This is a genomic window from Bradyrhizobium sp. 2TAF36 (assembly GCF_052114925.1).
GTDB classification, from domain to species: domain Bacteria; phylum Pseudomonadota; class Alphaproteobacteria; order Rhizobiales; family Xanthobacteraceae; genus Bradyrhizobium; species Bradyrhizobium barranii.
Map to the genome: position 1 here is coordinate 17,474 of NZ_JBFRFR010000062.1, position 13,408 is coordinate 30,881.

15 protein-coding genes are annotated in these 13,408 nt (G+C 63.5%); 11 read left to right on the forward strand and 4 right to left on the reverse strand.

The window, feature by feature from the left end; all coding sequences use genetic code 11:
- Positions 1–74 precede the first annotated feature (74 nt).
- Positions 75–1,361, forward strand: coding sequence for an S-methyl-5-thioribose kinase (gene mtnK / locus AB4Z51_RS30925; protein ID WP_135216791.1), 1,287 nt, complete (start codon positions 75–77; stop codon positions 1,359–1,361).
- Positions 1,362–1,374: 13 nt separating this feature from the next.
- Here mtnK and AB4Z51_RS30930 read toward each other — a convergent pair whose 3' ends face one another.
- Entirely contained in the window at positions 1,375–1,866 is a 492-nt protein-coding gene (locus AB4Z51_RS30930) for a hypothetical protein (RefSeq protein WP_244623427.1), read from the reverse strand.
- A 216-nt stretch (positions 1,867–2,082) separates the two neighbouring features.
- Positions 2,083–2,250 carry a hypothetical protein gene (locus tag AB4Z51_RS30935; protein WP_244623428.1) on the reverse strand — a complete coding sequence of 56 codons (168 nt, stop codon included), beginning with the start codon at positions 2,248–2,250 and terminating at the stop codon, positions 2,083–2,085.
- A gap of 252 nt (positions 2,251–2,502) precedes the next feature.
- Here AB4Z51_RS30935 and AB4Z51_RS30940 point away from each other — a divergent pair, with 252 nt between their 5' ends.
- From AB4Z51_RS30940 to AB4Z51_RS30965, 6 genes are all read left to right on the forward strand, one after another.
- Entirely contained in the window at positions 2,503–4,092 is a 1,590-nt protein-coding gene (locus AB4Z51_RS30940; protein WP_135216792.1) for an ABC transporter substrate-binding protein, read from the forward strand.
- Between the two features lie 60 nt (positions 4,093–4,152).
- On the forward strand, positions 4,153–5,076 hold the full coding sequence (locus AB4Z51_RS30945) for an ABC transporter permease (RefSeq protein WP_063982990.1): 924 nt from the start codon (positions 4,153–4,155) through the stop codon (positions 5,074–5,076).
- Positions 5,073–5,894 (forward strand): ABC transporter permease, encoded by an 822-nt coding sequence (locus AB4Z51_RS30950; RefSeq protein ID WP_135216793.1) that lies wholly within the window; start codon positions 5,073–5,075, stop codon positions 5,892–5,894. Before AB4Z51_RS30945 ends, AB4Z51_RS30950 begins: the two co-directional genes overlap by 4 nt.
- The gene (locus AB4Z51_RS30955; protein ID WP_135216794.1) at positions 5,891–6,871 is read left to right on the forward strand and encodes an ABC transporter ATP-binding protein; all 981 of its coding nucleotides are present in this window, start codon (positions 5,891–5,893) and stop codon (positions 6,869–6,871) included. The genes AB4Z51_RS30950 and AB4Z51_RS30955 overlap by 4 nt, the downstream gene beginning before the upstream one ends.
- Positions 6,864–7,916 (forward strand): ABC transporter ATP-binding protein, encoded by a 1,053-nt coding sequence (locus tag AB4Z51_RS30960; protein WP_135216795.1) that lies wholly within the window; start codon positions 6,864–6,866, stop codon positions 7,914–7,916. Before AB4Z51_RS30955 ends, AB4Z51_RS30960 begins: the two co-directional genes overlap by 8 nt.
- Before the next feature lie 207 nt (positions 7,917–8,123).
- The gene (locus tag AB4Z51_RS30965) at positions 8,124–8,342 is read left to right on the forward strand and encodes a hypothetical protein (protein WP_028149073.1); all 219 of its coding nucleotides are present in this window, start codon (positions 8,124–8,126) and stop codon (positions 8,340–8,342) included.
- A gap of 1,059 nt (positions 8,343–9,401) precedes the next feature.
- Here AB4Z51_RS30965 and AB4Z51_RS30970 read toward each other — a convergent pair.
- Positions 9,402–9,908 (reverse strand): methyltransferase family protein, encoded by a 507-nt coding sequence (locus AB4Z51_RS30970; protein WP_441498668.1) that lies wholly within the window; start codon positions 9,906–9,908, stop codon positions 9,402–9,404.
- Between the two features lie 258 nt (positions 9,909–10,166).
- On the opposite strand from AB4Z51_RS30970, the gene AB4Z51_RS30975 reads away from it, so the two are divergent.
- On the forward strand, positions 10,167–10,442 hold the full coding sequence (locus AB4Z51_RS30975; RefSeq protein ID WP_167767920.1) for a hypothetical protein: 276 nt from the start codon (positions 10,167–10,169) through the stop codon (positions 10,440–10,442).
- Positions 10,443–10,550: 108 nt separating this feature from the next.
- Here the strand turns inward: AB4Z51_RS30975 and AB4Z51_RS30980 are convergent, their stop codons facing one another.
- Positions 10,551–11,177, reverse strand: a complete 627-nt coding sequence (locus AB4Z51_RS30980; RefSeq protein ID WP_135213845.1) for a LysR family transcriptional regulator — start codon at positions 11,175–11,177, stop codon at positions 10,551–10,553.
- A gap of 20 nt (positions 11,178–11,197) precedes the next feature.
- Between AB4Z51_RS30980 and AB4Z51_RS30985 the strand changes: the two genes are divergently transcribed.
- Genes AB4Z51_RS30985 through AB4Z51_RS30995 form a run of 3 tightly spaced genes read left to right on the forward strand, consistent with a single transcriptional unit; the run spans position 11,198 to position 13,309 of the window.
- Entirely contained in the window at positions 11,198–12,175 is a 978-nt protein-coding gene (locus tag AB4Z51_RS30985) for a VOC family protein (RefSeq protein WP_244623056.1), read from the forward strand.
- A gap of 1 nt (position 12,176) precedes the next feature.
- Positions 12,177–12,563: a RidA family protein gene (locus AB4Z51_RS30990; RefSeq protein ID WP_135213844.1), complete on the forward strand. Its 387-nt coding sequence runs from the start codon at positions 12,177–12,179 to the stop codon at positions 12,561–12,563.
- 41 nt (positions 12,564–12,604) lie between these two features.
- Positions 12,605–13,309, forward strand: coding sequence for an L-2-amino-thiazoline-4-carboxylic acid hydrolase (locus AB4Z51_RS30995; protein ID WP_441498669.1), 705 nt, complete (start codon positions 12,605–12,607; stop codon positions 13,307–13,309).
- Positions 13,310–13,408 lie beyond the last annotated feature (99 nt).

Consider the following 13,408-nt stretch of genomic DNA (forward strand, 5'->3'; position numbering starts at 1 on the left):
AAGAGCATGATCCGGAAACGTGCGAAGCGGTTTTCCGATAAGATCATGCTCAAATACCATGGGGTGGGATCGTCATGGCCGAAGTGGGGGACTACCGGATTCTGCATGAGGCGGCCTTGCGGGACCATCTCGCGGGCATATCCGACCTGAAGGCACTCATCGGCGGCGAGCCAGCCGCCTGGGTCATCACCGAGGTCGGCGACGGCAATCTCAATCTCGTCTTCATCGTCAAGGGCGCGCGCGGCGGCGTCGCGGTGAAGCAGGCGCTGCCCTACGTCCGCCTCGTCGGCGAGAGCTGGCCGCTGCCGCTGTCGCGGGCCCATTACGAATATCTCGCCTTGTCGAAGCAGGCCCAGCTCGCGCCCGGTCTCGTGCCGGCGCTGCTGCACCACAACGAGACGCTGGCGCTGACGGTAATGGAGCTGCTTGAGCCCCACACCATCATGCGCAAGGGGATGGTCGCCGCAACGCAATATCCCGGTTTCGTGGACGACATCACCACCTTCATGGCGCGCACCCTGTTCTTCACCTCCGACCTCGCGCTGTCGGCGGCCGAGAAGAAGCAGGGCATCGCCGCCTTTGCCGGCAACCACGCGCTCTGCAAGATCACCGAGGACCTGATCTTCACCGATCCCTACCGCATTGCCGAGCAGAACCGGTGGACTGCGCCTTATCTCGACCGCCTGGCCGCAGGGCTGCGCGATGACATGGAGCTGCATGTCGCGATCTCCCGGCTGAAGCTGAAGTTCATGGCAAGTCCCGAGGCGCTGCTCCACGGCGATCTCCACACCGGCTCGATCATGGTGACGGAGAGCCAAACGCGGGTGATCGACCCCGAATTCGCGTTCTACGGCCCGATGGGATTCGACGTCGGCGCCGTGCTTGCGAACCTCCTGATGGCCTATTTCGCCTCCGCCGGCCACGAGCGCACGCCGGGTGAGCGGCAGGCGTTCGAAAGCTGGGTACTGGAGACGGTCGAGCAGGTCTGGAACGAGTTCGCCCGCAAGTTCCTCGATCTCTGGCGCGCTGGCGCCACCGGCGATGCCTATCCGGCATCGCTCTTTGCCGGCGAGAAGGGCGCTGCATGCCTGGAAGCCGAGCGGCAGGCTTACATGCAGCGGCTATTCACTGACACCGTCGGCTTCGCTGCCGCCAAAACCCTCCGCCGTATCTTCGGCCTGGCCCACAACATCGACTTCGAGCTGATCGAGGACCCGCGGAGGCGGGCGATCAGCGAGGCGCGCGCGGTGCGGCTGGCGAGGGCGATGATGGTGGAGGCGGGGGCATTTCCGAACATCTCGGACGTCACCGGCGCAGCGCGAAAACTGCGCGATTGGCAGCCGGAGTTTGCGAACGGCTAGAGGCCGATGCGCTTCAATAAAGCCGCATCGGCAGCAGGACGCCGTCCGTGCCGGCCAGCAGGCCCCAGGTCTCGTTGGCCGCGACCTCGAACTCCCGGATCTGGACCGTGCCGCCCTCGACCTTGAGGGTGACCTTGTACTTGCCGGGCGGCAGATCGATCTTTTGGCTGTCCGGTATTTCGGCTGCGGCGGAGTCGGAGTGCGCCAGTTTCTCGCCGGCGTGCGCCGCCAGCTTGACGGTTTGGTCGGCGACGGTGATGACCGCCGCCTCGTCCGACTTGTTGCCGAGCATCAGCTTTGCCTGCCTCGGCCTCGGCAGGAGGCCGGCATCCGCGATACCCGGCTTGCGCAGCGAAAGTTCGGCGATTGTCCTGTCGTCCTGACGGGAAAGCCGGAGCAGGACCGGACCACGGGCCGTCGTGAAGGTGATCACGGCCCGGTCCGGTTCGACCACCGTCTCGATCCAGCCACGCTTGCCGAGCTCGGCGCGATAGAAGCCGAGCACAGCCGCGAGATCGCGCGGGGTCTCGGCGTAGACCGACGTGATGAACGGCGAATTCTTCGCCGTAGCGATGCTCCAGCTCTCGGGCAGTGGCAGGCCGGTGCCCTGGGAAACCCTGGCTTCGAAGCCCGCACCTGCGCCCCGTGCGACCGCTCTGACGGGGATGCTCAGCAGTCGTTCGACGAAATTATCCGGAGTGTCATGGCCCCGGACCGCCCATCACGTTTCGTCAAGATAGTCGTTCACGCCGGTGGTGCGACTCCAGCTGAACCGGATGCTGTCCGCCTCGCTGTACCTGCCGAGGCTGGCCGCGACCGGGCTTGCCAGCACGGCCGTGGCGGCGAGCAGTCCGCCCGCGAGCAAGATACCTAGCGTTCGGCGATTCATTTTTTCCGCGATCCCTGGGGCTCAGATAACGATCCTGAGCTTGGTCGCGTTGATCACGAAAAATGTTCACTGCTCTTGGTCGCTCATGATGCACCGCAATCGGCGGCTTGCACCGCTTGGGACGCAACCTGGCCTCCGAGGGTYTCGCGAGCGCCGCGTTCCGGAACCCGTCGCCATCAAAACGAAGCTTGCGTTCGACGGGCTACGAATGATCAAATCCCTAATCGGAATACCTGCGTTGTTGGGGGACACATGATGTTCAGGATGATCGCGATCGTCGCTGGTTTGGGGCTGGCGCTCGCCACCTCGGCGGAGGCCCAGGCGCCGCGCAAGGGYGGAACCATCCGCATGACGGCGCCCTACGGTTCGAGTTTCACGAGCCTCGATATTCACACCACGCAGCGCGCCCAGGACGAGATCTACGCCAAGGCGCTGCACCGGTCGCTCTACATCTGGAATTCCGCGGAGGGCAAGCCGGTTCTGGAGCTCGCCAAGGAGGACGTGGTCTCGGGCGGCGGTCTCGTTCACACCTTCAAGCTGCGCGACGACGCCTATTTCCACAACGGCCGCAAGATGACCGCCGACGACGTCATCTGGTCCTACAACCGCATCATGGACGGCACCAAGGCCTATCCCGGCGCGCGTTTTGTTCGTGTGATCGAGGGCGCGGCCGCGGTCGAGAAGGGCCAGGCCAAGGAGATCTCCGGCCTGAAGAAGATCGACGACTTCACCCTCGAGATGAAGCTGACCGAGAAAGTCGATCCGGGCTTCTATTTCTTCACCGCGCTGACCTCGATCTATCCCGCCGACGAGGCCGCCAAGGAGAGCTTTATCCAGAAGCCGATCGGTCTCGGGCCCTTCAAATTCGTCGAGCACGTGCCGGGATCGCGCATCGTTCTGGAGCGGTGGGACCGGTTCTACAAGCCCGGCAAGCCCTACGCCGACAAGGTCATCGTGTCGATCATGGGTGAGGCCGCGGCGCGCGATGTCGCCTTCCGCAACAAGGAGATCGACACCTCGGTGCTCGGGCCCGCCCAGTATGTCGCCTATCAGTCGGACGCCGACCTCAAGGGCACCATCGTCGAAGTCGCCGAGGTCTTCACGCGCTATATGGGCATGAATCCCTCGTTCAAGCCGTTCACCGACAAGCGCGTCCGGCAGGCGATCAACTACGCGATCGATACCGACCTGATCATCAGCAAGCTGGTCAAGGGCAAAGCCTATCGCGCCACCAGCTGGCTGCCGTTGACATCTCCAGCCTACGACAAGGCGATGAAGCCTTACCCCTACGATCCCGCCAAGGCCAAGCAGCTGCTCGCGGAGGCCGGCTATCCGCAGGGCTTCGAGTTCGAATGGACCACCAGCCAGAATGAAAGCTGGGGCCTGCCGATCGTCTCGGCCGTGATCCCGATGCTGGACAAGGTCGGCATCAAGGCGAAGGTCAAGCAGGTCGAAACCGCGGTGCTGGCCGAGGTGGTGCGCAGCGGCGACTACCAGGCCTTCATCTATTCCCAGGCGACCGGCCCGGATCCCCTGGCCGCGCTCAAATGCTTCCACTCCTCGACGCCGCAGCCGGCCTGCAACTACATGAACTACAAGAATGCCGACTTCGACAAGCTGATCGATGCGGCAGGGCAGGCCGACGATCCCGCAAAGCGCACCGAGCTGCTGCAAAAGGCCAATGCGCTGCTCTATGAGGAAGCGCCGGTCTGGTTCTTCAACTACAACAAGGCGGTCATGGCGGTGCAGCCGTGGCTCAAGGGCGTTCAGCTCAATGCGACGGAGCTGACCCATCAGAACGTCGAAGACCTCTGGGTCGGCGAGACCTCGCCCGCGAAGTGACACGCGCTCTCGCGCTCCCTCCATCGCGACGAGCGGTGGGGGGAGAGAGGAAAAGCCTGGATGCTCTCGTTCCTGCTCCGCCGTCTTCTGCAAACCATTCCGACCGTGCTCGCTGTCGTGCTGCTGGTCTTCGTGCTGTTCAGCGTCGTTCCCGGCAGCATTGTCTCGAGCATGAGCGACGACAGCGATCCCCAGGTCGAGCTGCGCATGAAGAAGCAGCTCGGCCTCGACGATCCCCTCTATTGGCGTTTCGGCGCCTACATCGCCAAGCTCGCGACCGGTGACTTCGGCACCTCGTTCCGGACCCGCGAGCCTGTCACGACCATGATCGCCAAACGGGCCTGGCCGACGCTGCAGCTCATCTTCACGGCCATGACGTTTGCGATTTTGATCGGTGTTCCCCTTGGTTTCATCGCAGCGCTAAAACCCGGGGGCATCGTCGATACGCTTGCCATGGTGCTGGCGGTGTCGGGCCTTTCCATTGCCAAATTCTGGCTCGGATTGGTGCTGATGTATCTGTTTGCGTTGAAGCTCGGCTGGCTGCCGAGCTTCGGCTATGGCGATGGAGGGCTGAAATATCTGCTTCTGCCGGCCGTGACGCTTGGCGTCTCGCCGATGGCGCTATTTGCCCGCACGACGCGCGCTGCGGTCCTCGAGATCATGACCGCTGATTTCGTCCGCACCGCGCGCTCGAAGGGCATGAGCGAGACGCGTGTCGTGAAGTGGCATGTGATGCGCAATGCGCTCGTCATCATTCTCACCACCGTCGGCCTTCAGTTCGGCGGGTTGATGGGGCAGGCGGTCGTGGTCGAGAAACTGTTCTCCTGGCCGGGCATCGGTTCGCTGCTGGTCGACAGCGTGCTCCAGCGTGACATTCCCGCCGTCCAAGGCTCCATTCTCGTGGTGGTGCTGGCCTTTCTCGCGATCAATCTGCTGATCGACGTGCTCTACGGCGTGATCGATCCCAGGATCAGATACGCATGAAGCTCCGCGCCAATCTCATCATCGGCGGCGCGCTGTTCGCGCTTGCGATCCTGGTCGGCCTGCTCGCGCCCTGGCTGGCGCACACCGATCCCGTCCTCGACGCTAACCTCATGAACGCGGAGGAGCCTCCGAGCTGGACCTGGTGGTTCGGCACCGACGACCAGGGCCGCGACATCTATTCCCGCGTCGTCTACGGCGCCCGCGTCTCGCTGACCGTTGGCATCGTCTCGCAGCTCATCAACAGCGTCATCGGCGTCGCGCTCGGCTTGAGCGCGGGCTATTGGGGCGGCTGGTGGGACGATTTCGTCAACGGCCTGACCAATCTGATGCTCGCGATCCCCTCGCTGATCTTCGCGCTCGCCATCATGGCGGTGCTTGGCCCCGGCCTCACGAGCCTGCTGATCGCGCTCGGCCTGACCAACTGGTCCTTCACGTGCCGGATCGCCCGCGCGTCGGCGCTGTCGCTCCGGAGCCAGGGCTATGTCCAGGCGGCAACCGTGCTCGGCTACGGCGATCTGCGGATCATGATCACGCAGCTGCTGCCGAACATGCTCGGCCCCATCGTCGTCATCGGCACGCTGGGCATGGGCAGCGCGGTCCTGTCGGAAGCCGCATTGTCGTTCCTCGGCCTCGGCGTCCGCCCGCCCTTTCCGAGCTGGGGCAGCATGTTGTCGGACGCCCGCGACCAGATCACGACGGCGCCGTGGCTCTCGGTGTTTCCGGGCCTTGCCATCTTCCTGACGGTGCTCGGCCTGAACCTGCTCGGCGACGGCCTGCGTGACATTCTCGATCCCCAGTCGCGGAGCCGGCGGACATGACCGGCGCGCCGCTGATTGAAGTCGAGGATTTGCGCATCGATCTCGACGACGGAGCAAGGCGCGTTGCGGCGGCCGAGGGCATTTCATTCCGGATCGATCGCGGCGAGACATTCGGGCTGGTCGGCGAATCCGGCTGCGGCAAGAGCATCACGGCGCTCGCCTTGATCGGCCTGTTGCGGCAGCCGTTGTCCATCGGCGGCGGCGTCATCCGGTTTGAGGGACGGGAGATCCAGCACCTTTCCGCGGCCAGGCAGCGGGAGCTGCGCGGCAATCGCATCGCCATGATCTTCCAGGAGCCGATGACGGCGCTGAACCCGGTCTCGCCGGTGGGGCGGCAGATCGCCGAGATGTTCGTGCTGCACAAGGGCAAGAGCTGGCGGGAAGCCAACCAGCTCGCGGTCGAGGCGCTGGCGAGCGTCCGCGTCCCCGCACCGGAGCGGCGCGTCAACGATTACCCGCACCAGCTGTCCGGCGGCATGCGTCAGCGCGTCATGATCGCCATCGCCCTCGCATGCGGTCCGGACCTCCTGATCGCCGACGAACCGACCACCGCGCTCGACGTGACCGTGCAGGCCGAAATCATCGAGCTGATGCGCAATCTGTGCGCCGAGAGGGGGACGGCGATCCTGATGATCAGCCACGATCTCGGCCTCGTGGCCAATGTCTGCCGCCGTGTCGCCGTCATGTATGCCGGCCGCATCGTCGAGGAGCGCGGCTCCGCCGATATTTTCCGGGCGCCTTCGCATCCCTATACGCAGGGCCTGGTCGCCTCGCTGCCGCGGCTGGGCAGTCGGGCCGCGCTTGGCCGCACCAGGCTCAAGGAGATCGCGGGCGTGGTTCCAGCCATCACGAATTTCCCGGATGGCTGCCGGTTCAATCCGCGCTGTACGCAGGCCACCGAGATCTGCCGCACGGTTGCGCCGCAGACGGATTTGCTGGAGGCCGGCGGTTTCGTCCGGTGTTACCACCATGCATGAGCCGCAAGCCATGCAGGGGGAAGCGAGGCCGGACGACGACCTCATTCTCAGCATCGAGGATCTCGCGGTTCATTTTCCGATGGGGGGCGGCTGGCTCGGCCGCGGCCGGCGGGTGCTCCGTGCCGTCGACGGAGTCGATCTCAGGCTGAGACGAGGCGAATGCCTCGGCCTTGTCGGCGAGTCCGGCTCGGGCAAGTCGACGGTCGCATTGTCGATCCTGGGTCTGTTGACGCCGACGCGCGGTCGCATCGTGCTGGACGGGCAGGTGGTGACGAACAGGCAATCCGGCGACCGAAAGTCGCTTGCCCGCACCGTGCAGATCGTCTTTCAGGATCCCTACGCCTCGCTCAACCCACGCCAGACCGTCCGCCGCACGCTGGAAGATCCCCTGCGTGTGCATGGTGTGACCGCAAAAAGCGAGATCGAGGACCGCGTTGCGACGATGCTGCGGCATGTCGGCCTGCGGCCGGAACAGGCCGACCGCTATCCGCATGAATTCTCCGGCGGCCAGCGCCAGCGCATCGGGATTGCGCGCGCCCTGATCCTCAATCCCAGGATCGTCATCTGCGACGAGCCCGTATCGGCGCTCGACGTCTCGATCCGCGCCCAGATCATCAACCTGCTGCTGGAATTGAAGGACACGCTCGGTCTTTCCTACATCATGATCAGCCACGACCTCGGCGTCGTCGAGCACATGAGCGACCGCGTCGCCGTCATGTATCTCGGCCGGATCGTCGAGAATGGCCACTGGCGCGAAATCTTCGAACGGCCGGCGCACCCCTACACGCAGGCCCTGATCGCCGCCATCCCCGATCCGCTGCGTCATGCGCCGCTAGCAACGACGGGGGGCGACCTTCCCAATCCGCTCAATCCGCCGAACGGATGCGCCTTCAGCCCGCGTTGCCGGTACGCGGAGGCCGTGTGTCGCCACGAGCCCGGTCCGGTGCTGGAAACGCGCGCCGATGGACATGAGGTGAGGTGCTGGCGGGCTGACGAGATTGCGGGGCAGACGCAATTGGCTTCGACCGAGGGCGGGCATCCCTAGGGATGGAAGGCGCGTCCGTCGCGGTCAAAAGCGTCGCTCCAGCGGCCCGCTAGCCACGTCCGGTTTGTCCTGACAGGCGGACGATTTTTGGGATCCGCCCATGGGCAATCGCCTGGGGTTGATCCTTGGCGCGGTCCAATCGCGTACCGCCCTATTTTCATGTGTGCTACATGGTTGGGTAGCAAAATGTAGCAGGAAAGGCAGATCATGACTGACGATCAGGTCAATCTCGTCGTTCGGCACCTTTGCGAGCAATTGCACTTGGCGCTCCGGTTGAAGGGCAGCGAAGCACATCCACCAAACGCCAAGGATATTGGATTCGATCCGGCCTCTGTGAGAACCGTATTGCTGACCGGCTTGCGTTCGGCGGGTGTCACGACCCACCACGAGGCGGTCGGGAAGAGCGAAGAGCCGCCGTGGTCCTAAACACAAAACGCGGGACAGAGGCCCCGCGCCGATGTCTCAGCTGGGTCAGCAGCAGACAAATCCACGACAGCGTCCATAGGTCCGTTAAGGGCCAACAACCGACGTTCGATATATCGTCCGTTCGCATCTCGGAACCGCGTTGCGGACGCCGTAGTTAACTGCTCGATTGTATTCGCTTGACAAACGGCGGTCTCCACTGACCATCGAGGATATTGCTCTCGCCCAGTGGACGCGGATGTAAAGCGAGAACTGGCCACTCGCAGGCGGCCAGTTGCTCTCTTTGTCTACTTGTCTACGCTCTGTGATTTTGGCACCAGCGCGCAGCGTCAACCAACCGTCCCGACATCGAACGTTCGCTTCGCAGGGAACGTTGGCGGCATCTTGCCGCTCGCCTCAGCGCCAGGTTGCCGGTTCGCAGGGAGGCTTATTAAACGGACCTCCGGCATAACTGCCAACGTCTGGAGCCCGGACACAGTGAACGACGTTAGAGGTGGGGACGACTGCACCGGTTTTGTCGCGCCACGCCGACCTACGCCAGCTTGCCGGTTCGCAGGGAGGCTTATTGAACGGCCCTCCGGCAAAACTGCCAACGTCTGGCGCCCGGATGCAGTGAACAACGCGGGACGGATGGACGGCTGCGCCGTTTTGGTCGTACCACGCGGCCATGGCCGGACTAGCGAACATGGCCGCGGCGATCAATCCTACCGAAGCAAGCTTCCTCATTTGCGCGTCTCCTTATGTGTCAATGATTGAACGACTGACTATCCTTTGCGGCTCATTCCTACCGAAGAGACTGCAAGCAACATTTTGCGGTATCGACTATGCACATCATCAAGGTTGATCTATATCAACTTCGCCCGAATACGGCGGCTGATGACCGCTCTGGGTCAAACTACGAAAAACTCAACCTGAGCAAATTCAGTCCGCTATGCCCTATTTGATCGGACCTCAATGAGGCGTGCCGCCACTTCGCTGATGGGCCCAATTGCAGACAAACTTTGTTGAGGAGCCTTCGAGAAGCTCATCAAAAATCAGCGCCGAGGTCATGCGCTACGGCAGCTACCGACCGCCTCGCCACGCAGTTAGGCGCGGGATCCAACGCGGCACATTGATGCAGAACGCTTCGTATTCCGCGCCGAATGACCTTTTTAGCGTCGGCTCTTCGTAGCCCACGACAAAAAGGTGGAAGGCGAGCCAGACGACTGCGCCGTAGGCGAACAGCCCCCAATCGCCGAACAGGAGCGCCTGGCCGAAAATGACGGCGGCGACCGCCACGTAGATTGGATTGCGCACATAGCGATAGAGGCCGGTAACGACGAGATGTTGGGTCGGGGCGATCGGCGCCGGCGTGCCGAGCCCCTGCAGTGCGAAACGCGCGAATGAATCCACGAGCCCGGCTAAGCTGGCAAGAATTAGCGCGGCGCCGACGAAGCGCGTGAGCTCGACGCCGAGAAACGGCAACCTGAACTCCCAGCGTGAAATCCACCACGGGACCACCCCAGCCACCACGCAGGGCGCGAACACGAAGAAGATGGCGGTGCCGATGACAGCAGCAGTTCTTGGCATAGACACGATCCGTTCCCTACTATTTTAACACACCGCACCGGGAGCGCGTCAGGTCCGCCTTGGGTCATGAACGACAAAGCTTGAACTGAGCACAATAGGTCTGCTTTCGGGCAAATTGCTACCAATCCGCGCTCGTTGTCCTGACAATGAGTGCAGCTAGCGCGCTACGGCGCGGAAGGCCCGGCGCGGACAACACCGGTGTTTCTGCTACAGTGCGATGTTCGAACTTGCGGGGCGGCTGCTTCAAGGGTTGAAATCATGCACAGAGCATCTGGATCATTACTACTTGCCTTCGTTTTTATTCTATTTGCTCCGCAAGTGCGGGCGCAGCAGATTCCGGCCGAAACCGTTCAGGGAATGCTTGCGGCCCAGATACGCACGCAAGGCTTCACTTGCGAAAAGCCACTCGGCGCAAAGAAGAACACGAAGGCGTCTCGACCTGATCGCGACGTTTGGGTTCTTAGATGCAGCAACGCCATGTATAAGATCACGCGGGTTCCCGATATGGCGGCGAAGGTCGAACCGCTGCCGTGAGCTCGGTGGTCTCTACGGGACCAGCGCCATGATGGACTTGTGCCGGTGTTTTGCCCGACGTCTCAAACGTCCTAGCGGCGAGGGCTCAAGCCATGCCTCACGGTCGYCTTAGCTTCCGCTGATGCCGACCAGACGCGGGCGGCGGTTTGCGAGCGGGTTCTCGGCTGGCAGGGCGCGCAGCCAGTCGCGGAAGCTGACGATCTCGGGGCAATCCGCGGTGCCTTCAGGCGCGATCAGCCAATCACCGAGGCCTGATCCCTCATTGACCCGGTCGCAGCGATAGCCCGGATAGCGGCCGAGACCGCGGGCGATCAGCAGCTCGACCTTGCCCTCGACCAACTCGTGCAGGCCGGCCGGCTGCAGCACCCGCAAACCGATCTCCGCATGCGCGCTGCGAAACTCCGCCAATTCGAGCCGGCGCAGGTCGAAGCTGCCATGGACCCCCAACTGCAGCAGCACCGCGCCCGCCGGCTTCAATTGCGAGGTCGCCTCCGCAATGTGGCGAAAACCTTCGGAGACCCCGGGCAGATAGGCCTGACCGGCCGCGGTGAGAATGAGCTGCTTATGCAGCCGCTCGAACAGCTGCACGCCGAGGCGTGCCTCCAGCGCCTTCACCTGCTGTCCCACGGCGGCAGGTGTCACGTGCAGCTCGTGCGCGGCCAGCTTGAAGCTGAGATGCCGGGCGGCGGCCTCAAAAGCGCGGAGCGCGTTGAGCGGGGGAAGGGCGTAGGTCATCGCACCGCAGTTTGACACCGATGGGCCTTGGCCTTGCAATAGATTTTCTTGCGCTGAACCGCAGCAACAATGCTTTGATCGGCGCCGTCATCGCCGGATACGGTCGGCCCGCAATCCGGAGACCCCCCATGCCCCGTCGTTTAGATCATCTCGTCATTTGCGTCCGCGATCTGGAACAGGCCGCGCTGGATTGGCAGCGGCTCGGCTTCAACCTCACGCCGACCGGTGTGCATCCGTTCGGAACCAGCAACCGCCTGGCGCAGTTCGCCGACAATTTTCTGGAGTTGCTGGCCGTCACCGACAATGCGTTGGTGCCGCCAGCCACGCCGGGCCATTTCAGCTTCGCGGCCCACAACCGCGATTTTCTTGCGACCGCCGAGGGAATGTCGATGCTGGTCTTGCACAGCACCGACGCCCATGCCGATGCAGTGCGTTTTAGGGCCGACCGCATCGGCGACTATGCGCCGTTCGATTTCGGCCGCGACGCGGTGCTCCCGGGCGGAGGCACGGCGCGCGTCGCGTTTTCGCTGGCCTTTGCCACCGATCCCGCCATGCCCGGGATCGCGTTCTTCACCTGCCAGCAGCGTCACCCGCCGGAACTGTTCTGGAAGGCGCAGTATCAGCGTCATCCCAACGGCGCGCTCCGCGTGGTCGAGGTGGTGATGTCGGCGGCGGAGCCGGCGGCGCATCGCGATTTCCTCGAGCGCCTCACGGAAGGCACGGCCGAGCTTGCGCCGGGGCGGCTGACGATTGGTGAGCGCGGCAATCATATCACCTTGCTTGGCCCGTCCGAGCTGGCGCGCCGGTTACCGGGCCTCGCGAACAGCGCTTCGCCGCGCTTTTGCGCGGCGCGTCTGGCGGTCGCTGATCTGGATGCGACAGGGCGAACACTGAAACACAACGGCGTCGGCTTCGCGATGACCGGTGCCGTGCTGTTGGTGCCACCCGCCACCGCGCATGGTCTGGCGCTCGAATTCGTCGAACAGGAGGCAAACTGACATGGCTCACATCGTCAACCACAATCCCGCAACGGTCCATCCTCCCGCCGGCGGTTACAGCATGGGACTTGAATTGACGCAGCATCGCCGCCTGTTGTTCGTCAGCGGCCAGGTGCCCGAGAAAACCGACGGCACCGTGCCCGAAGGTTTCGAGGCGCAATGCGCGCAGGCCTGGCGCAACGTGATCGAGGTGCTCGCCGCCGCGGGGCTTGGCGTCGAGCATCTGGTCAAGGTCACCACGTTCCTGACTGACCGGACTCAAGTCGTGACCAACCGCACCATTCGCAGCAAGGCGCTCGGCGAGCATCGACCGGCGCTGACGGTCGTGGTCGTCGAGACCGTTGACAGCAAATGGCTGCTGGAGATCGAGGCGATCGCCGCGGAATGAAGCCGGCTTCGCCAACCTTGCAATGAGCCGTCAGGTGTCCAATGGCTGAGATGATCCATCCCTTCTACCAGACGCATCGGAACGCAATGGAGGCCGCCATGCGCGAGCGGCTCGACCTTGCCGAAGCGATGCTGCGCGAGCGCACTGATCTCACCGACATCGACGGGATCAGGCGGGAGGTGATGGACGAATTCGAGATTGTCCTCACCCAGATGCCCTATGTCGGCGGCGCGGCAAGCCGCATGAGCGATTTCTTCATGCGCCTCATGGGTTTTATGGCCATCAGCCGGGTGCTGCGCCGACATGGCGTGCCGGTACCTGTGATTGGCGAGATCGAGCGAGACACCTACAAGGCGCAATTGCTGACTGCGCCCGAGGCGGAGCGTCTCGCCTCGGGGCGGCAATTCATGTCGCCGGAGAACCAGGCCTTGCTGCGCGAGCAGGCGGCAAGGAGCGTCGCAAAAGCTCATCAGGAAGAGTTTCCGGAAGACTTCGTCTACGATTTCGTAGAGCCGGGTCCGCAAGACAGATTCGAATTCGGCATCAACTACAAGGCCTGCGGCTTCTGCAAGCTCGCAGCGCGCCACGGGGACAAGGACATCCTGCCGAATATCTGCGGCCTCGAATTCGTCGCCTACGCAGCGCGCGGCATCCGCCTGGAGCGCACACAAACATTGGCGGGCGGCGCGAGCCACTGCAATTTCCGCTTCTCGCGGCTCCCGCCGGATGAGGCCGTGAACCCATAAATCGGCCGCGCTCACGGCTCGCGAAAGTCCGCTATGCCTCGGTGGCGATCAAATTGCGCATCGCGTGCCTTGAGCCAAATCAAGGTAGAACTTCAGGCC

Bases quoted from the DNA above. Each gene is read 5' to 3' on its own strand.
- AB4Z51_RS30945 (WP_063982990.1), top strand. From the start codon at position 4,153: ATGCTCTCGTTCCTGCTCCGCCGTCTTCTGCAAACCATTCCGACCGTG.
- AB4Z51_RS30960 (WP_135216795.1), top strand. From the start codon at position 6,864: ATGCATGAGCCGCAAGCCATGCAGGGGGAAGCGAGGCCGGACGACGAC.
- AB4Z51_RS30950 (WP_135216793.1), top strand. From the start codon at position 5,073: ATGAAGCTCCGCGCCAATCTCATCATCGGCGGCGCGCTGTTCGCGCTT.
- AB4Z51_RS30995 (WP_441498669.1), top strand. From the start codon at position 12,605: ATGGCTGAGATGATCCATCCCTTCTACCAGACGCATCGGAACGCAATG.
- AB4Z51_RS30975 (WP_167767920.1), top strand. From the start codon at position 10,167: ATGCACAGAGCATCTGGATCATTACTACTTGCCTTCGTTTTTATTCTA.
- mtnK (WP_135216791.1), top strand. From the start codon at position 75: ATGGCCGAAGTGGGGGACTACCGGATTCTGCATGAGGCGGCCTTGCGG.
- AB4Z51_RS30980 (WP_135213845.1), bottom strand. From the start codon at position 11,177: ATGACCTACGCCCTTCCCCCGCTCAACGCGCTCCGCGCTTTTGAGGCC.
- AB4Z51_RS30985 (WP_244623056.1), top strand. From the start codon at position 11,198: ATGGGCCTTGGCCTTGCAATAGATTTTCTTGCGCTGAACCGCAGCAAC.
- AB4Z51_RS30955 (WP_135216794.1), top strand. From the start codon at position 5,891: ATGACCGGCGCGCCGCTGATTGAAGTCGAGGATTTGCGCATCGATCTC.
- AB4Z51_RS30990 (WP_135213844.1), top strand. From the start codon at position 12,177: ATGGCTCACATCGTCAACCACAATCCCGCAACGGTCCATCCTCCCGCC.
- AB4Z51_RS30970 (WP_441498668.1), bottom strand. From the start codon at position 9,908: ATGCCAAGAACTGCTGCTGTCATCGGCACCGCCATCTTCTTCGTGTTC.
- AB4Z51_RS30935 (WP_244623428.1), bottom strand. From the start codon at position 2,250: ATGAATCGCCGAACGCTAGGTATCTTGCTCGCGGGCGGACTGCTCGCC.
- AB4Z51_RS30965 (WP_028149073.1), top strand. From the start codon at position 8,124: ATGACTGACGATCAGGTCAATCTCGTCGTTCGGCACCTTTGCGAGCAA.